General features: G+C 71.7%; 14 protein-coding genes. 8 read left to right on the forward strand and 6 right to left on the reverse strand.

All coding sequences use genetic code 11. The features are described 5' to 3' along the window. Window positions 1-46: 46 nt before the first annotated feature. A complete protein-coding gene (locus ACGFH9_RS03085; RefSeq protein ID WP_393214464.1) occupies window positions 47-1,183 on the reverse strand; it encodes a hypothetical protein in 1,137 nt (378 codons plus the stop codon). Further along, window positions 1,147-2,196 (reverse strand): transporter substrate-binding domain-containing protein, encoded by a 1,050-nt coding sequence (locus ACGFH9_RS03090; protein WP_393214467.1) that lies wholly within the window; start codon window positions 2,194-2,196, stop codon window positions 1,147-1,149. Before ACGFH9_RS03090 ends, ACGFH9_RS03085 begins: the two co-directional genes overlap by 37 nt. Window positions 2,197-2,643: 447 nt before the next feature. Between ACGFH9_RS03090 and ACGFH9_RS03095 the strand changes: the two genes are divergently transcribed. The 4 genes from ACGFH9_RS03095 (at window position 2,644) to ACGFH9_RS03110 (ending at window position 6,623) form a co-directional block, all read left to right on the forward strand. Beyond that, window positions 2,644-3,411, forward strand: a complete 768-nt coding sequence (locus tag ACGFH9_RS03095; RefSeq protein WP_393214470.1) for an SGNH/GDSL hydrolase family protein — start codon at window positions 2,644-2,646, stop codon at window positions 3,409-3,411. 3 nt (window positions 3,412-3,414) lie between these two features. Then, window positions 3,415-3,861, forward strand: coding sequence for a hypothetical protein (locus ACGFH9_RS03100; RefSeq protein WP_393214473.1), 447 nt, complete (start codon window positions 3,415-3,417; stop codon window positions 3,859-3,861). Between the two features lie 186 nt (window positions 3,862-4,047). Then, window positions 4,048-5,595, forward strand: a complete 1,548-nt coding sequence (locus tag ACGFH9_RS03105; RefSeq protein ID WP_393214476.1) for a hypothetical protein — start codon at window positions 4,048-4,050, stop codon at window positions 5,593-5,595. A 125-nt stretch (window positions 5,596-5,720) separates the two neighbouring features. Further along, complete coding sequence (locus ACGFH9_RS03110; RefSeq protein ID WP_393214479.1) at window positions 5,721-6,623, forward strand: sulfurtransferase; 903 nt, start codon at window positions 5,721-5,723, stop codon at window positions 6,621-6,623. 65 nt (window positions 6,624-6,688) lie between these two features. On the opposite strand, the gene ACGFH9_RS03115 is transcribed toward ACGFH9_RS03110, so the two are convergent. The 4 genes from ACGFH9_RS03115 to ACGFH9_RS03130 all read right to left on the reverse strand — a co-directional run bounded on the left by ACGFH9_RS03115 (window position 6,689) and on the right by ACGFH9_RS03130 (window position 11,439). Beyond that, window positions 6,689-7,867, reverse strand: a complete 1,179-nt coding sequence (locus ACGFH9_RS03115) for a hypothetical protein (RefSeq protein ID WP_393214482.1) — start codon at window positions 7,865-7,867, stop codon at window positions 6,689-6,691. Next, window positions 7,864-8,400 carry a SigE family RNA polymerase sigma factor gene (locus tag ACGFH9_RS03120; protein ID WP_393214485.1) on the reverse strand — a complete coding sequence of 179 codons (537 nt, stop codon included), beginning with the start codon at window positions 8,398-8,400 and terminating at the stop codon, window positions 7,864-7,866. Before ACGFH9_RS03120 ends, ACGFH9_RS03115 begins: the two co-directional genes overlap by 4 nt. Window positions 8,401-8,568: 168 nt before the next feature. Next, on the reverse strand, window positions 8,569-10,038 hold the full coding sequence (locus tag ACGFH9_RS03125; RefSeq protein ID WP_393214488.1) for a M1 family metallopeptidase: 1,470 nt from the start codon (window positions 10,036-10,038) through the stop codon (window positions 8,569-8,571). A gap of 114 nt (window positions 10,039-10,152) precedes the next feature. Beyond that, window positions 10,153-11,439 carry an MFS transporter gene (locus ACGFH9_RS03130; protein ID WP_393214491.1) on the reverse strand — a complete coding sequence of 429 codons (1,287 nt, stop codon included), beginning with the start codon at window positions 11,437-11,439 and terminating at the stop codon, window positions 10,153-10,155. 121 nt (window positions 11,440-11,560) lie between these two features. Between ACGFH9_RS03130 and ACGFH9_RS03135 the strand changes: the two genes are divergently transcribed. From ACGFH9_RS03135 to ACGFH9_RS03150, 4 genes are all read left to right on the forward strand, one after another. Continuing rightward, entirely contained in the window at window positions 11,561-13,354 is a 1,794-nt protein-coding gene (locus ACGFH9_RS03135; protein ID WP_393214494.1) for an HSP90 family protein, read from the forward strand. Next, window positions 13,351-16,209, forward strand: a complete 2,859-nt coding sequence (locus tag ACGFH9_RS03140; protein ID WP_393214497.1) for a hypothetical protein — start codon at window positions 13,351-13,353, stop codon at window positions 16,207-16,209. The genes ACGFH9_RS03135 and ACGFH9_RS03140 overlap by 4 nt, the downstream gene beginning before the upstream one ends. A 69-nt stretch (window positions 16,210-16,278) precedes the next feature. Next, window positions 16,279-16,878: a TetR/AcrR family transcriptional regulator gene (locus tag ACGFH9_RS03145; RefSeq protein ID WP_393214500.1), complete on the forward strand. Its 600-nt coding sequence runs from the start codon at window positions 16,279-16,281 to the stop codon at window positions 16,876-16,878. Between the two features lie 71 nt (window positions 16,879-16,949). Beyond that, the gene (locus tag ACGFH9_RS03150) at window positions 16,950-18,287 is read left to right on the forward strand and encodes an acetyl/propionyl/methylcrotonyl-CoA carboxylase subunit alpha (protein WP_393214503.1); all 1,338 of its coding nucleotides are present in this window, start codon (window positions 16,950-16,952) and stop codon (window positions 18,285-18,287) included. Window positions 18,288-18,292 lie beyond the last annotated feature (5 nt).

Genomic DNA, 18,292 nt, shown 5'->3' on the forward strand with positions numbered 1-18,292 from the left:
GCCTAGGACCGCGATCCGGGTTGTGGCGATCCAATTCGGGCGGGTGTCACGGGGTGCCGGGGAGGCGGCCCTCGCAGCGGACGTCCGGGTCGGCCACCGGCCGGCGGGGCATCATCCAGTCCAGCGCGGTCTCCTCCACCAGCCAACCGCCCACCGACACGAGGCTGTACGGCACCGCCGCCGCCTGCGGGCAGAGGACCTGCGACTCGACCCAGTCGTTGGGCAGGAACCGCACGGTGGCGGTCCGGTCCAGCACGATCGTCGACGTGTCGGTGACCGTGATGAGCGCGCCGAGCACCACCTGCCGGCCGTCGGCGGCGGACGGGGGGCCGTCCGGGGTTGCCGTGCCGCCGTTCCCGGGGGCGCCCGGGTCCGCTGAGGTCGTGCTTTTCAATGGTCGTGAGGCCGAGCCGCCCGGGGCTGTCGACGCCGGGACTTCCGGGGCCGCCGGGGCCGATTCCTTCGGGACCACCTCGACGGCGGCGAGGGGTAGCAGGGGCACCCGGAGGAAGACCGCGCCCATCACCACCGGAAGGACCGCGGCGACCGTGAACGCCAGGCCGTGGGTCAACGCTGGCGCGATCCACCCGGGGATCGGGCCGGTGAGCAGCAGGGTGGCGGCGGGCGGCACCGCCAGCAGCGCTGCGGTGGCCAGCTCACCCTCCCGGTACGCCGTCCAGATCGCGGGTCCGAGCACGCTGTACGCCAGGACCGCCGCCGCCAGCGGCAGGGCCACGCTGACCAGCAGGATGCGGGTTGGCTGATCCGGGTGCAGGTAGCGGGTGCGCAGCGCCAGCAGCCAGAGGCCGAGCATCAGCAGCGACGGCAGGAAGCGGAGCTGCCAGGTGAGCGCCCCCAGCGCGACCGCCGCGCTGATCACCCACCCGGGGGTACGCGCCGTCCCGGAGGCCAGCAGTGAGCGTTCCGGGTCGAAGCAATCAGGAGCGCTGAGCCGGAGCAGCCGACCGAGGACGCCGAAGGTGAGCACGACGACGGGGAACGCCCACACCAGTGCGATCAACAGGGCACTGAGCAGGCCGAGCGGGCTGACGTACTGGACGAGCAGCAGCATCGTGGACATGTCCTGCCGGCTGAGCTGCCACAGCCGCAGCACCAGCAGGAGGACGGGGAAGGCGGGTAGGAGGGTCAGCAGCCACTGTTGCGCCTGCCGCGCCCCCGCCATCCGCCGCGGGCGAACGGCCCCGAACGCACCGGTGACGATCCGGGGTGCGCCGGCGGTGGTAGCGCGATCCTCTCCCACGGCCACTGTCGCACCTCTACCTTTCTCGGCTCGGGCTGCTGCTGCTCCGCGACCGGCTGCGGGAGGTTGTAGCCCTGCTGCCAACGGAGGTTGGCGTTGAACGCGTTCTCCCAGGCCGAGTTCTCCTCGTCCTTGGCCGACTCGTAGAGCGCGAGGTCGACCAGGTCGAGCAGCGCCTGGTTGGGGCCGGTGTTGACACCCCACCGCTCCTGCGGAGACGAGCCGATGTCCCAGTGCTGCAACGGTTTGACGTTCTTGAGGAACACCGGGAAGTGTTGACCGTCGGCGCCCGGCTGATCACCGGTGACGAACCCGGCGAGGATCGCCGCGTCGGTGGTGACGGCCTGCACCTTGCCGTCGTACAGCTCCTGGACGCACTCGCTGATCCTGTTCCGGCCGACCGGCGTGGCCCCGGCCTCGGCTAGGCGCTGGATGGACGTCGAGGTGGTCAACGAGCAGACCGTCAGTCCCCGCAGATCCTCCAGGCTGCTCACCTGCCCCTTGAAGTCCTTCAACGTCAGCACCGACTGCTCGGTGTGCAGGTACGCGGCCGAGAAGACAGCGCCCTCCTCCCGGCGCTTGTCGTTGATGCTGTACGAGGCGATGACCAGGTCGACGATGACGAACCCGTCGTTGTCCTGGGCCTGTCGACGGGCCCGGTCCTCGCTCTCGATCGGCACGAAACGCACCTGGGAGTGGTCGAACCCGAGATAGCTCGCGATCATGTACGCGATGTCGACGTCGAAGCCCTTCCAGACGTTGTTCGGAAGGCGCTGCGAGATGCCCGGCTGGTCGTCCTTCACACCGATGACGAGCTGCTGCTTGCCCTTGAGACCGGCGTCCTCCAGCAACGCGTCCCGTGTCGGCGGGCCCGCGGCGAGGATGATCGGGACCAGTGCCGCCGCCAGGACGGCAAGTGCGACGACGAGCCCCACGAGCCGGATCTGACGGCTCCGTGCGGCGCGTGACGGTGCGCCCAATTCCGGGGCCGGCCCGGCGGGACTCGGCTCGCTTGCCTGACTCAACTAGGCCCTCCCCGCTGCACGACCCGGTGACCGGCTCTCCATTGTGGGGCCTGGTGGCGAACCACGGCACTCCGCCATCAGCCGGATTCGCGACTGGTCCGTGCGGGCTGGTCGGTCGTCCGATTGCCGGTGTGGCGGCGACGTTGCAGGTGATCGACACGAGTTCGCCGAAGTTGGGGTGTCCCGGGAGTGGGATACCGCGACATCGGCGAACTCGTGTCGATCAAGGTCGTCGATCAAGGTCGTCGATCAAGGCGCGCGCATGACGTCCGCCACGTCGGCCGGTCGGGGCACCGACCGATGCGCCTCCGGTGAAAGACTGGTCGCCGCAGGCAACGGTGGCGTGAGGGGGCGCGGGTGCGCTGGCGCAGTTTTGTCGCGGTCGGGGACAGCTTCACCGAGGGTATGGACGATGCGTACCCGGATGGCACCTTACGAGGTTGGGCGGACCTGGTGGCGATCCGACTCGCCGTCGAGGCGGGCCCCGACTTCCGGTACGCGAACCTGGCCATCCGGGGCCGGCTCTTCCCCAGCGTGGTCGCCGAGCAGGTGCCCTCTGCGGTGGCGATGAAGCCGGACCTGATCAGCTTCGCGGCTGGCGGTAACGACGTCCTTCGTCGGAGCTTCGACCCGCAGGCGCTGGTCTCCCGCTTCGACGATGTCGTCCGGCAGCTCCGTTCGGGTGGCGCGGACGTGCTGCTCTTCCGATTCGCGGACGTGATGGCGCGGCTGCCCGGTCAGCGTCTCGTCGCGCCCCGGGTGGAACTGCTCAACCACGCGGTCGGGGAGACCGCCGCGCGGCACGGCGCGATCCTGGTCGACCTGTACGCCGACGACACGTTCCTCCACCCGATGCTGTGGAGCACCGACCGGCTGCACCTCTCCCCGGCCGGGCACCGGCGGGTCGCCGCGCAGGTGCTGAACGCGCTCGGCGTGGGCTGCGACGAGGAGTGGCTGATGGTCCCGCCGCACCCGGCGCCGTCCCCGTGGCTCGCCGCCCGCGCGGCCGACCTGCGCTGGGCCGGGCAGTACCTGGCTCCGTGGATCAAGCGGCGGCTCACCGGCCGATCGTCCGGTGACACGGTGACCGCGAAGCGTCCGCTGCTCGGGCCGATCGTCAACTGAAACGTGCGCACGCTGCACACCGCGCCACTGCTGCGGCGCGAACAGGACGGCGAGCTGGTTCCGGACCACGCCGTGCTGGTCGACGGCGACCGTGTCGAGGCGGTCGGTCCGCTCGCGGAGCTGACCGAGGCCCATCCGGAGGTGCGGGTGCGTCGTTGGCCCGGCACGCTCGGGCCCGGCCTGCTGCACGACGGCCCGCTGCCGGCGGCGCCCACCCCGCGTGAGCGGGTGCACGCGCTGCTGCGACGCGGGGTCACTGCGGTGCTCGCCGAACATCTGGCCGACCCGGCGCTGCGGGCCACCGTCGACCGGAGTGACCTGTTGGTGCTGGCGGGACCCGTGACGCCGTCCTTGGTTACCGGTGGGCGGGCGGACCTGTCGGTGCACGACGCCGACGGCACCTGCCTCGCGACAGTGGTCGCCGGCAGGATCGTGCACCGGCGCGCCTGAGCGCGTCCCTCACCGGATCGGGCCGACTGCCATCCACCCCCGGCCCTCTGGTGGGTCACCCGACAGCGCTCCGACTGGATACGATCCGCTACCCCCATCAATCACGCATGGGGACCATCGGGGAAGGGTGGATGAGGGATGACCCTCATGCCTGTCAGGACGTCGTCCAGATCAACCAGGCGACCCATGCTCGCCGCCGCACTGTCCACACTGGCCGCCGTCGGAATGGTCGTCGTCTCGACCGCCACGCCGGCTGCCGCCTACGGCGTGCGCTACGAGAAGAACAACTCCTGGGCCTGGACGGACTCCGCGCAGCCGAAGACGATCAACATCGATCAGGCAGGCGACGTGCCGATCGGCACCTGGGTCGACAAGAAGGGACGTGCGCACACCTCGCGGGCATACTTCACCTTCGACATCACCCGCTATCGGGGTGCGGACATCCAACTCGCCACGTTCGACGCCAAGGAGACCAGAGCGGGCGACTGCACCAAGCGTCCTGAGGTGGAGTTGTGGCGCACCGCGCCGTACACCGCCCAGTCCAGTTGGACGAAGCCACCGGTCGACCTCGCGCGGATCGACACCACCACGTTGCCTGCCGAGCTGGGCTGCCCGTGGTCCTACGTCGCTTTCGACGCGACGGAAGGTCTTCGCCAGGCGCTTGCCGAGGGCAAGAGCACGCTGACCCTTTCGCTCCGGCTCCCGGCGGCGGTCGAGAAGGACCCGACGCTGGCCCGGAAGTACGCCAGCCAGGTCGGTCTCTCCATCGACCACAACTTCCCGCCCGGGGTGCCGACCGATCTGCAGACACTGAGTGGCACGAGTTGCACCGTCGCCGAGCCGTACCAGGTCGTACCACGGCGCGACCTGATTCTTTCGGCTGTCGTGCACGACAAGGATCTCAACGTCACCGGTGGGACAGACCAGCTCACCGCGACGTTCGCACTCTGGCCGGTCGACGAGCCGGAGGCCCGGATCGTACGGGCCGACTACGTCCGCGACGGTCAGCGGGCGCTGGGCCGGTTCTGGGCTCACGACACCCCGCTCGAGCACGACCGGGTCTACGCCTGGCAGGTGCAGGCGGCGGACGACCGGGCCAGCAGTGACTGGAGTCCGGTCTGCTATTTCCGTACCGACCACGAGGGCCCGGCCACGGCTCCGACGGTCGCCTCCAGCGACTTCCCGGTCGGCGGGCCGCAGCCGCCGGCGCTGCCAGGCGAATTCACCTTCGACGCCGCAGGCGCGGCGGACGTCGTCGGGTTCCGCTACCAGCTCAACAGTGGTGCTTCAGGCGTGGTGACCGCCAACCACCCCGGGGGTTCGGCCACGGTGACCCTCACCCCCCGTAGAGGCCCGAACTCCCTCGATGTGTGGGGCGTGGACGCCGTCGGTAACGAGTCGCCGGTCACCAACTACAGCTTCTTCGCCACCGGCACCGCGCCGAGGATCTCCGCGACCGTCTACGAGGAGTGGGGCGAAGGCGGTGGGCCGGGTGTGCCCGGCGTGTTCACCTTCACGCCGGTCGTACCCGGCATTGTCAGCTACCGCTACTCGTTCTTCAACGAGGAGCCCCGCACGGTGCAGGCTGACGCCGATGGAAGCGCGTCGGTGACCTGGACGCCGGCGGAGGCCGGCTTCTCGATGCTCGAGGTCGTCGGCATCAGAGCGGACGGCACCGAGTCGGACCCGGCCACCTGGTACTTCACGGTGGCCGAGGGGCCCGCAAGCAGCTAGACCGACGTCTGCCGGCCCGTCATCCGTCCCCGGGTGACGGGCCGGCAGCGTTCCGCGCCACATCCGTGACCCCCCGATCCCCGATGGCGGGCCGTCCGGCGGTGCCGCGGCGTACCTTGGGGTTCATGTCTGTGCCGAACGATCCTGATCCCCGCCTCCAGGCGTACGCCGACCCGCAGCGGCTGGTCACCACCGACTGGTTGGCCGAGCACCTGGGCGACGAGGGCCTCGTCGTGGTCGAGTCCGACGAGGACGTCCTGCTCTACGAATCCGGTCACATCCCCGGCGCCGTCAAGGTCGACTGGCACCTCGACCTGAACGACCAGGTGACCCGCGACTACCTCGACGCGACGGCCTTCGCCGAGACGTGCGCCGCGAAGGGCATCGGCCGGGGCGACACGGTGGTCTTCTACGGCGACAACTTCAACTGGTGGGCCGCGTACGCCCTCTGGGTCTTCTCGCTCTTCGGCCACGCCGACGTGCGGCTGCTCGACGGCGGCCGGCAGAAGTGGATCGCCGAGGGGCGCGAGCTGACCCGCGACAAGCCCGCCCGACCACGCGCGGACTACCCGGTGCCGCTGCGGGACGACGCGCCGCTGCGGGCGTTCCGCGAGCAGGTGATGGCGCACATCGCCGTGGGCCGGCCGCTGGTCGACGTGCGGTCCCCGGGCGAGTACACGGGCGAGATGCTGCACATGCCGGACTACCCGCAGGAGGGCGCGCTGCGCGGCGGGCACATCCCGGGCGCGGTCAGCAAGCCGTGGAAGTCCGCCGCGAACGAGGACGGGACGTTCAAGTCCGCCGACGAGCTGAAGGCGATCTACGCCGACCAGCTCGGGCTCAGCCCGGACGACGACGTGATCGCGTACTGCCGGATCGGTGAGCGGTCCAGCCACACCTGGTTCGTGCTGCGGCACCTGCTGGGCTACCCGCAGGTGCGCAACTACGACGGCTCGTGGACGGAGTGGGGCAACCTGGTCCGGGCACCTGTGGTCAAGGGCGACCAGCCCGGCGGTATCGCCGCCTGAGGGGGCGCGCCCGGCCGGCTGAGCACTCGACGAGTCTCAGCCGGCCAGCGCCAGTACGTCGCCCCTCAGCCGGCCAGCGCCAGTACGCCGCGCAGGTCGGCGATGATTCCGGTGATCGCGCCGGTCTCCGGGTCCCAACGGGCCAGGGCGGCCGGTTCCAGGCGGAGCAGCACCGCGCCCTTGTTGTCCCAGCCCAGCACCGGACAGCAGCCCTTGGCGCGGTCGCGCCCGAGATCGAGCAGGTGGGTCACCGCGCCGGTGCGCGGGTCCAGCACGGCCACCCCCTCCGCGCCGCTGATCTGGTCGTTGACGATCCATCCGGCGCTGGCCAACCGGCTCCCGTGCAGCCAACCTCGGCCGTAGAACTCGTTCACCTGGAACGGCAGGGGCAGCGCGTCCCCGGTGATCCGCTGTTCGGAGCGGACCGGGCCGTCGAAGCCGGTCCGGCTCTGCAGCTTCAGGCCACCGCGCTCGCCGACCATCTCGAGCAGAGCCGCCCCACGACCGGCCTCCGGATCGGGTGTGACCAGATTCCAGGCCGACACGTCGGTGGTGCTGGCCGCCTCGGTATCCCGTTCCACCACGTACGCCCGGTTGTCGCCGCCGACCAGCACCCGGTCGTGCGCCCACACCACCAGCTCCAGGTGACCGTCGAGCGGGACGCGACGTACGCCCGCCGTGCTGAGGTCGACCATGATCAGCTCGTTGGTCTGCGCGAACGCCGCCCACCGGCCGTCCGGCGACAGGACTCCCGGCTTGACCGCTGTCGCCTCGTTGCCGCTCTCATCCCAGGTGGGTGCCGGCGTCACCACGTCGAGACTGCGGACCACGCCGTCGTCGCCGAGGATTCGGATCGGACCGTCCGGTTGACCCTCCTCGTTCAGCGGCTGGAACAGCGCCAACGCCCGCTGGACCGGTCGTGCGGACAGCGCCACGGTCGGCGGGCCGCTGATCCGGCTCAGCGGGTCGGGTGGGAACGTCAGCTCGGCGGGCGGGCGCTGCACGGAAGTCGCGTGGGTGGGCACGACGGTGGGCGCCACCGGATGGGTCAGGCGTGGATCGGGGGACGGTCGTAGGGCGAACGCCGCACCGCCGGCCAACGCCACGGCCACGACGACCGCGCCGACGACCCGTCGGGTACGCCGGGTACGCCGCGCCCGATCCCAGCCGGCCGTCGCCGGTGCGCTGGGCAGCACGTCCTGCACGGTGACGGTGAACAGGTCGCGCAGATCCCGCTCGTTCACTGGTTCACCTCCACACCGTTGGCGCCCCGACCCGGTCGGTCTTCGCCGGTGAGTTCGGGAGCCACCTCCCGGAGGCGACGCAGCGCCAGGTGGCACTGGCTCTTCACGGTGCCCACGGTCACCCCGAGCGCCTCGGCCGTGGCGACCTCGGTGAGGTCCTCGTAGTACCGCAGCACCAGCACGGCCCGTTGCCGCGGCGGCAGCGTCCCCAGCGCGTCGTGCAGGGTCAGCCGCAGCGCGCCGTCCCGGTCCGGCGCGGCCCGCTCGGGCGGCGCGGCGCTGAGCCACTCCCGGCGGCGACGCCGCCACCAGGACACCGCGTCCCGGTAGAGGATGGCCCGCACGTACGCGGCGGGATCGCCGTCACGGACCGAAGCCCAGCGCAGCGCCAGCTTCAGCAGGGCGTCCTGGAGAAGGTCCTCGGCCTGGTGCCGATTGCCGCAGATCAGGAACGCCGCGCGCAGGAGCCGGTGCTGGTTGCTCTCCACGAAAGCGAGGTAGCCGTCGCGGCCGTCGTCCGCCGTCGATCCCATCCGCACCCCTTCCGGCCGCCCGCGGTGCGCGTCACCCGACAGACGCACGGGGAGGCGGAAAAGGTTGGGTCGCGGCACGGTCCGAATAGCGATTCTCCTGCCGGCTCCGGGCGGACCAGATGCCCGGAGCCGGCACGTCTGCGGCCGGCCTTCGTGGTGGTGGTTCTGTCAGGCGACGGGTTGGTGGGCCGTCTTCTGCACCGCGACGAGCTCCGGCCAGGACTTCGGCTGGGCCGGAGCTGCCTTCGTCACCGAGGTGCCGAGGTCCGGGCGGCTCGGCGTGTAGAGCCAGGTCTGGAAGAAGCTTTCCAGCTCCCTGCCGGAGATCCGCTCGGCCAGTGCGACGAAGTCGGCGGTGACGGCGTTGCCGTAGCGGTGCTCCGCGGTCCAGGCCCGGAGAATGGCGAAGAAGTTGTCATCGCCGACCAGCTCGCGCAGGCGGTGCAGGGTGAGAGCGCCACGTTCGTAAACGGTGTCGTGGAACAGCTCGCCCGCGCCGGGATCGCCCGGAAGTGCCTGCCAGAACGGGTCGTCGGCCGGGTAGGACGCATAGACGTAGTCGGCGATCTCGGCGGCCGTTCCCAGGCCCTGCTCCTCGGACCACATCCAACCGGTGTAGTACGCGAAGCCTTCGTTGAGCCAGATGTCCTTCCACTGCCCGACCGACACCGAGTCACCGAACCACTGGTGGGACAGCTCATGAGCGACGAGAGAGGTTCGCGACCCACGGCTGAACGAACTCGTTCCGTACACCGGCCGGGTCTGGTTCTCCAGGCCGCCACTCGCGAGGTTGACGACGACACCGCCCCGAGAGGTGAACGGGTACGGCCCGAACATCCCGGCTTCCCATTCGAGGATCTCGTCGGTGCGCTCCACGCTGGCCCGCGCGGCCTGGGCGGTCGCGGGATCCAGAAGCCGGCTGTACGCGGTGACGATCGTGCTGCCGTCGGCCGACGTGTCCCGGTAGGTGTCGTAGTCGCCCAACGCCAGGAAGGCGAGGTAGGTCGCCTGCGGCTTTTCCTGCCGCCACGACCAGCGGCTCCATCCGCTGAACTCCGGCTGCGCCCACCGGGTAGGCGAGCCGTTGGAGATCGCTTCCAGGCCGTCCGGCATGAGGACGGACACGTCGAAGCTGGCCTTGTCGGTGGGGTGGTCGTTGCTCGGGTACCACCACCAGGCAGACTTCGGCTCGCCGGTGGCGACCGCGCCGTCCGGCGTGCGCTTCCACGCGGTGGTGCCGGAAGCGACGACCGAGGATGGCACATCGTCGTAGTTCACGACGATCGTCAGCTGGGTTCCTTTGGCGACGGTGCGCTCGGGTGTGATGACCAACTCGTGGTCGCCCTGGCGCGCGTACGTGGCCGGTCGGTTGTTCACCCGTACCGATCGGGTGCTCAGCACGAAGTCGAGGTTCAGCGTGGACAGGTCCTGCGTGGCGGTCGCCAGAATCGTGGTGGTGCCGGTCAGTCGGTCGGAGTCGGGGTAGTAGCGCAGGCCGATGTCGTAGTGCTCGACGTCGTAGCCACCGTTGCCGTAGTCCGGGTAGTAGAGGTCGCCAGCGCCCGAGCTGCCCGGTGCCGGAGCAGCCGTCGCACCGGTCTGGACGCCCAGCAGGACGGCGAGGCCGGCGACCGTCACGGCCGTGATTTTCCTTCGGAGCAATGTTCCTCCACCTGTGGATGAACCGTGGTCCTGGGACTCGGGCACCCGCTTGGCGAGCCGGTGCCGGAATTCCATCCGGGCAGATTCGCCCTACCTACGGCGTAGCTGAGTAGCCTCATTCAAGTTGGGGGCAATTACTCCACAGTGGATGCCGTCTGCATCCGAGGGCGAGGCGAGGGCCTTGCGACGCGGTAGCGTCCACCACGCGACGATAGTGATCAGGGTGAACACGCCGGCCGCGGCGCCCATCACCGGCACCGTCCCGTAGGTGGCGGCGACCAGCCCGGCGAGCGCCGCGCCGACCGGGGCGGCGAGCAGACCGACCATCCGTTGGGCCGCGCCGACCCGGCCGAGCAGCCCCGCCGGCACCTGCCGCTGACCGTACGACGCCCACAGGCTGTTCCACACCACGGTCCCGGCGGCGAAGACGGCCAGGGCGATCCCGCCCGGCACCGGGTGTCGAGCCAGCGCGAACCCGGTCAGCGCCACGGTCTGCGCGGCGAGAACCGCGCCCAGCGCGGGCACCGTGCCGAGCCGGGCAGCGAGCCGGCCCGCTCCGAGCGCCCCGGCGACCCCGCCGACGATCACCACCGCGGCGAACAGCCCGTAACCGGCCTGCGGCACCCGCAGCACGTCCAGCGCGTACAGCACCAGCACCGCCATGATTCCGGAGATCGCCAGGTTGCTCGCTGCGGCGAGCAGCGTGACCCGCCACATGGTCCGGTGCGCGCGCAGCCAGCGAACTCCCTCCACGATGTCGCCCCACACCGATGCGGGCACGGTGGCCGGCGCTTTGTGGACGGCGGCCGGCGGGGTGAGGGCCAGTACGAGCAGAGCCGCCACCGCGAAGGTGACGGCGTCGAGGGCGAACGGCAGAGCCGGGGCGGTGGCGAACAGGATGCCGGCTGCGGGAGCGCCGAGGAAACCGCCCGCCACCGCCGAACCCGCCTGGAGGCGGCCGTTCGCCCGGGGCAGCGCGGCCGCCGGCACCAGCGCCGGGAGCAGCGCGAACGAGGCGGAGTCGAAGAGGGTGCCCAGCGTGGCGAGGAGGAATGCCGCCACCAGCAGCAGCGCGATGCCGGCCTGGTCGACGGCCACCGCCACGGCCAGCGCCGCCACCACCGCGGCGCGTAGCCCGTCGATGCGGGCCATCGTCCGACGGCGGTCCCAGCGGTCCGCGTACACGCCGCCGAGCAGGCCGAAGAGCAGCGGCGGCACCTGCGCGACAACGGTGACCCCGGCGATCACCCGGGGGTCACGGGTCAGCGTCGCCGCCAGCAGCGCCAGCGCCGGCGTCCGCAGCGTGTCCCCGAAGCGGGACGCGACGACGGCGGACCAGAGCAGCCGGAAGTCCCGGCCCAGAGCGGAGGAGGTCATGCCGCCGACCGTGCCGGTTCGACCGGGTCGAGGGTCAAGCCGCCGGGCGAAAGGGGGACGCGGACCGTCAGTGATCTTGGGTACGGTGAGCGCCGGCATCGGGACCGGGGAGAGCACAGGCGTGGACCACACTTTCCAGGTCGACCTGCGTGGCGTGGTCGACCTGCTCAGCCATCACCTCTACGGCAGCCCTCGGGTCTACGTCCGGGAGTTGCTCCAGAACGCCGTGGACGCCATCACCGCCCGACGTACGAGCGAGCCGGACGCTCCGGCGCTGGTCCGCATCGAGACCCCGGAGGTCACCGGGGACGGCACCCTGCGGGTGCACGACACGGGCGTGGGCCTGACCGAGGCGCAGGTGCACGAGCTGCTGGCGACCATCGGCCGCAGCTCCAAGCGCGACGAGCTGGGCTTCTCCCGGCACGAGTTCCTCGGCCAGTTCGGTATCGGCCTGCTGTCCTGCTTCCTGGTGGCCGACGAGATCCAGGTGTTGACCCGCCACGGCGACAACCCCACGGTCCGGTGGACCGGATACGCCGACGGCCGGTACGCGGTGACCGTGGCGCCTCCGGAGGCCGCCCGCGCCGAGGTGGGCACGACGGTGACGCTGGTGCCCCGACGCGACGCCGACCAGTGGTTCAGCACCCCGACCGTCGTCGACCTGGCGCGGCTCTTCGGCTCGCTGCTGCCGGTCACCGTCCGGGTCGGCGACGTGGTCACCACCCTCGGCGAGCCACCCTGGCCGACGACGCCCGGAGCGCCCGTCGACCGGGCGGCGTTGATCGCGTACGCCCGCGAGACGCTCGGTGTGGAGCCGTTCGACGTGCTGCCGCTGAGCGTTCCCGAGGCGGGGCTGACCGGTGTCGCCGTCATCCTGCCCACCCCGGTGAACCCGGCGGCGCGCGCCGGGCACCGCGTCTACCTCAAGCGGATGCTGCTCACCGAGAACGCCGACGGCCTGCTGCCGGACTGGGCGTTCTTCGCGCACTGCGTGGTCGACGCGACCGAGTTGCGCCCGACGGCCAGCCGCGAGGCCCTCTACGAGGATACCCTGCTGACCGCGACCCGGGACGCGCTCGGCGACCAGGTACGCGGCTGGCTGGTCCGGCTGGCGCGGCACGACCCGCACCGGCTGGCCGAGTTCCTCCAGGTGCACCACCTCGGCGTGAAGGCGCTGGCGCTGCACGACGACGACATGCTCCGGCTGGTCGACAGGTGGTGGCCGATGGACACCAATGTCGGCACGCTCACCCTCGCCGAGTTCCGGGAGCGCTACGGGGTGCTCCGCTACGCGGCCAGTCTCGACGAGTTCCGCCAGCTCGCCGCGGTGGCCGCCGCGCAGGATCTGGCGGTGGTCAACGCCGGTTACACGTACGACACCGAGCTGATCGAGCGGCTGCCGGCGGTGGACCGCTCGGTGCTGATCGAACGACTCGAGCCGAGTGACCTCACCACCCGTTTCGAGGCCCTCGATCCCTCCGTGGAACTGGCCCTGCGTCCCTTCCTCAGCGCCGCGCAGCGGGCCGTCGAGCGTTCCGGCTGCGAGGTGGTCATCCGGGCGTACGACCCGGTCTCGCTGCCCGCGCTCTACCTGGTGAGCCGGTCGGCGGCGTTCAACGACCAGCTCGCGGCGAGCCGCGACCGGGCCGACGAGCTGTGGGGCGGGGTGCTCGACGCGCTCGCCGCCACCGCGCCACCGGACCGCCCGCAACTGGTGCTCAACCACCGCAACCCGCTGGTGCGGCGGGTCACGATGCTGGGCGACCCGGAGCTGGTCGGGCTCGCCATCGAGGCGTTGTACGGGCAGGCGCTGCTGCTCGGGCACCATCCGATCCGCGCGGCCGACGCCGCGCTGCTGAACGATTCCTTCCTCGGCCTGCTCGGCCGGGCCGTGCCGGGACGGGAGCAGGCATGAGCGACGAGGACCTGTGGCGGGTGCTGCGTGGCATCGCCGACATGCCGTACGGGGCGGGGCAGATCGCCGCGCTGGAGCAGTTGCTGCGCCGGGTGGACGCCGTCGACGACCGGCACCTCGCCTTCGTCACCCGCATGCAGGCGACCACGGGGTACGTCTACGGGGGCGAGCCGGCGAAGTCGTTCGTGACGTTCTCCTGGTGCCTGTCCGAGTTCGACCGCGATTCGCAGCCCTACCACCAGCGCCACCTGCACCAGTTGCTGTGGCACTTCAAGTACATGGTCTCGGGTCTGCTGAAGTTCCCCGAGGTGCCACTGGACCGTACGTACGCCGTGCTCGACGACATGGAGCGGCGCTACCGGGCCGGCGGGCACAGCCTCCAGACCGTCCACAAGCACCGGTTCCGGGTAGCCGACCACGTGGGCGACGCCGAGGCCGCCGCGCACTGGTACCGGCTGTGGCAGACGACGCCCCGCGACGACCTGTCCGACTGCGCCGGGTGCGACCCGACGAGCCAGGTGGGCTACCTCGCCGACACCGGGCGGGACGCCGAGGCGGTGGCCCTTGCCGAGCCGGTGCTCGCCGGCCGGTTGACCTGCACCGAGCAACCGCAGGCGATCCTCACTGCGCTCCTCCTGCCCTACCTGCGTACCGGCCGCAGTTCCTCGGCGCGCGACGCGCACCGGGAGGCGTACCGCAAGCTGCGCGGCAGCCTCGCCGACCTGTGGGACATCGGCGACCACATCGAGTTCTGCACGCTCACCGGTAACGAGGCGCGGGCGGTCGAGCTGGTCGAGCGGCACCTGGACTGGCTGGACCGACCGCCGTCGCCGGCCGCTGCCATGCACTTCGCGGCCACCGCCGCCGCCGCGCTGCGCCAAGCCGGCGCGGCGACGGTCTACCGCCGGGCCGCCGAGGGCCGCCCGGCCGCCGAGGTGCCCGCGCCGACGCTGGCCGACGAGTTGGCGGGTACGGCGACCGAGCTGGCCGCCCGCTTCGACGTCCGCAACGGGACCACCCACCAGTCGGAGTGGATCGCGCGTCGGCTCGCCGTACGGCCCGGCGAGCACCTGCCGCTCTCCGCGAGCGTCCGTCGCCGTACGGTACGTCCGAGCGGGGACGCACCGACCGACGCGGCGATGCCCGTGTCCGAGCGAGCTGGCCGAGCGCCGGTCGAGCCGTCCACCGTGCCCCTGCCCGCCGACGCCGACGAGCTGCTGGCCGTCGCCGAGGAGAGCTGGGGCCGACACGACCGGGCGACGTTCCAGGCGGCGCTGGCGGCGTACGACGAGGGGTACGGTGCCGGCGACCTGCCGTCGCGTACGGTCGCGCACCGGCTGGCGCTGCGAGCTGCCGAGCGGGGCGACGAGGACGACATCGAGGGCGCGGTCGAGCTGAACCGGGCGGCGTTGGACCTGTACCGCTCGGCGGGTGAGGAGTTGCCCGCCCAGGTGGTCGCGGGACGACTCGGTGTGCTGCTGACCCGCGTCGACGAGTACGCCGAGGAGGGGCTCGCGCTGGTCCGGGAGGCCGCCGAGGCACTGGATCGGCTCGGCGACGCCCGGCAGCGTGCCGCCGGGCACGACCGGCTGGCGCTGGCGCTGCTGCACCGGCATCGGTGGGCGGACGCCCTGACGGCCCTGGATCGGATACCTGCCGACGCGGGCGGCGATGCGCACCTGAGGGCCCGCGTCGCGCTGCACCGGGCGCATCTGCTGGAGCAGTCCGACCGTGTCGACGAGGCCCGCGCCGCCGCCGAGGAGGCGCGTCGGATCGGCCGCGAGCTGGGCGTCGGGGAGTTGGTCGTGGCAGCCTGCCTGACCTGCGCGAGGACGGTCGACGATCCGGCCGAGGCGGTGGCCGCCTGCGACGAGGCGCTGCGGATGGCGCCGGCGGACGCGGAGCTGCCCGTACGGGTCGCCCGCGCGCGGGCGCTGCTCGCCGCCGGCCGGGCCGCCGACGCGGTGGACGACTTCGTCGAGGCGGTGACGATTTGCGTGGAGCATGGTGCCGAGGGGGACGCGTTCCTGCGCTGGGAGCTGGCCAACGCGTACCGGGTGGTGGGTCGGCTCGCGGAGGCGGCCGAGGTCGCCGAGGAGGCCGTGCTCGGCCTGGACCGGCTGGGCGCCCAGGCGGAGGCCGACCGCTGCCGGCATCTGCTGGCCGGGGTCTACGCGGGGCTCGGCGAGATCGACCCCGCGCTGGCCCTGCTGGAGCAGTTGTCCGTCAACCTCGACGGCCCGGACAACCTGCCCAACCGGGCTCAGGTGCTGGAGGAGGCCGGCGGCATCCTGTACGACGCCGACCGGGACGCCGTGGCCGCCGAGCGGTTCGCCGCCGCCGCCACCGCGTACCGGCTCGCCGAGCTTCCGCTGGACGAACTGCGCGCCCGCCGTCGGGAGGCGTACGCCTGGTTCTGGTCCGACAACCTGCCGGAGGCGGTGCACGCCGTCGAACTGGCGGACGGGCTGGCGGGGGTGTTGGCCGGGCAGCCGGAGCCGCCGGTGACGTACGAGTTGGCGATGACGGCCGAGACCGGCGCGCGGGTGCTGACCGGTGAGGGGCGGCTGGACGAGGCGCTGGAACGGCTCTCCGGGGTGCCCGACCGGTTGCGGTCGATCGAGGCGTTCGGTGAGGCGGCCCAGGTGGAGACGCTCGTCGGTGAGCTGTTGCTCCGACTGGATCGGCCGGCCGAGGCGGAGCCGCTGCTGCGTCGCGTACTCGGTGGGCTGCCGGCCGGCTCGCGTCCGGTCCGCCAGACGGCGTGGTTGCTGGCCCGTGCCCTGGATCTGCTCGACCGGCCCGCCGAGGCGGCTGCGCTACGACAGGAGCACGATCTCGACCCGGACGACTGACCGCTGCACCGACTGGACCGTGCGGTAACCATCGCCCACCGTTCCCAGCTCGCGGTCTACGCTTGCCCGGTGACGGTGGAACAGCAGGCGCGGGGTGCGACGGGTACGGGCCGGCGTCGGTCCCGCAAGGACGAGATCCTGGAGATCGCGGTCGGTCTGTTCGCCGCCCGTGGATACCACGGCGTGTCGATGGACGACATCGGCGCGGCAGCAGGGGTGACCGGTCCGGCGCTCTATCACCACTTCGCCGGCAAGGAGGCGATGCTGGCCGCCGCGCTGATCCCGGTGAGCGAGGGGCTGTTGACCGGCGGCCGGGAGCGCGCCGCCGGGCATCCGGACGACCCGCGCGGCGTGCTGGAGTCGCTGATCGACTTCCACGTCGAGTTCGCGCTGGCCAACCCGGCGGTGATCGCGCTGCACCTGCACGAGCTGGACCGCCTGCCGGAGGAGCCGCGCCGACGGATCCGCCGCCTGCAGCGGATGTACGTCGAGGAGTGGGTGACGGTGCTGACCGCGCTGCACCCGGGCATGCCCGACGGTGAGGCGCGGGTGTTGGCGCACGCCGCGTTCGGCCTGATGAACTCGACCCCGTTCCTCGGCGGCGAGGTGGACCGTCGCCGACGTGCCGAGCTGCTGCGCGGAGCGACCCTGGCCGCACTGCTCGCCTGATCCGACTCGTCAGAAGTGCGCCGGTCATGATTCCCTGACATCGTCCCAACATCCGGACGCCGGGAGGAAACATGATCGAGTCACTGCTGGTCGCCAATCGGGGCGAGATCGCCCGCCGGGTCATCCGGACCGCCAAGCGGCTCGGCATCCGCGCGATCGCGGTGTACTCGGAGGCGGACGCCGACCTGCCGTTCGTCGTCGAGGCGGACGAGGCCGTTCTCATCGGCCCGCCCAACCCGGCGCAGAGCTACCGCAACGTCGAGGCGATCCTCGCCGCCGCGAAGTCGACAGGCGCGCAGGCCATCCACCCCGGTTACGGCTTCCTGTCGGAGAACGCCGAGTTCGCCCGTACCGTCATGGAGAGCGGCCTGGTCTGGGTCGGGCCCGGCGCGGATGCGATCACCGCCATGGGCGACAAGATCAATGCTCGGAACCTGATGGCGGCGGCCGGCGTGCCGGTCGCGCCCGGCACCACCGACCCGGCCGCCGACCTGGATGCGGCCGTGACGGCCGCCGCCGAGATCGGCTACCCGGTGATGGTCAAGGCCGCAGCCGGTGGCGGCGGCATGGGCATGGGCGTGGCCGCCGACGAGGCCACGCTCCGCACCGAGTACGACAAGGTGCGTGCCTTCGCCGAGCGGATGTTCGGCGACGGTTCGGTGTTGATCGAGCGGTACTTTCCTCGGGTGCGGCACGTCGAGGTGCAGATCCTCGGCCTGGCCGACGGTCGGGTGGTGGCGCTCGGCGAGCGCGAGTGCTCGGTGCAGCGGCGCAACCAGAAGTTGGTCGAGGAGTCCCCGTCGCCGGCCGTCTCGCCGGAACTGCGCGCACGCCTGCTGGCGGCGGCCGTCCGGGCCGGCGAGGCAGTGGGTTACCGCAACGCGGGCACGGTGGAATGCCTGCTCGACCCCACTTCCGGTGAGTTCTTCTTCTTGGAGATGAACACGCGGCTGCAGGTGGAGCACCCGGTGACCGAGTACGTCTACGGCGTCGACCTGGTGGAGGAGCAGCTGCGGGTGGCGGCCGGGCTGGCGCCCAGTTTCGACCCGGACGCGCTCGTGCCGAGTGGGCACGCCATCGAGATGCGGATCAACGCGGAGGACCCGAAACGCTTCCTGCCGGGGCCGGGTGTGATCAGGACGTGGGTGGAGCCGACGGGCGAGGGTGTCCGGGTGGACTCCGGCTACACCGGGGGCAACACGGTCACCCCGTTCTACGACAGCCTGCTGGCCAAGCTGATCGTCAGCGGCGCGACCCGCGACGAGGTGCTCGAACGGGCTCGCGACGCGGTCGCGGCGTTCCAGATCGAGGGCCCGAAGAACAACGTCCCGTTCTTCGCCGAGCTGCTGGAGAACGAGGAGTTCCGCTCCGGCGCCTACGACACCGGCATCGTTGGTCGTATGCGCTGACCTAG

This window comes from Micromonospora sp. NPDC049102 (assembly GCF_043197485.1).
GTDB lineage: Bacteria > Actinomycetota > Actinomycetes > Mycobacteriales > Micromonosporaceae > Micromonospora.

Coding starts and splice junctions, on each gene's coding strand:
- ACGFH9_RS03110 (WP_393214479.1), top strand. CDS start 5,721: ATGTCTGTGCCGAACGATCCTGATCCCCGCCTCCAGGCGTACGCCGAC.
- ACGFH9_RS03120 (WP_393214485.1), bottom strand. CDS start 8,400: ATGGGATCGACGGCGGACGACGGCCGCGACGGCTACCTCGCTTTCGTG.
- ACGFH9_RS03130 (WP_393214491.1), bottom strand. CDS start 11,439: ATGACCTCCTCCGCTCTGGGCCGGGACTTCCGGCTGCTCTGGTCCGCC.
- ACGFH9_RS03105 (WP_393214476.1), top strand. CDS start 4,048: ATGCTCGCCGCCGCACTGTCCACACTGGCCGCCGTCGGAATGGTCGTC.
- ACGFH9_RS03085 (WP_393214464.1), bottom strand. CDS start 1,183: ATGGCGGGGGCGCGGCAGGCGCAACAGTGGCTGCTGACCCTCCTACCC.
- ACGFH9_RS03150 (WP_393214503.1), top strand. CDS start 16,950: ATGATCGAGTCACTGCTGGTCGCCAATCGGGGCGAGATCGCCCGCCGG.
- ACGFH9_RS03140 (WP_393214497.1), top strand. CDS start 13,351: ATGAGCGACGAGGACCTGTGGCGGGTGCTGCGTGGCATCGCCGACATG.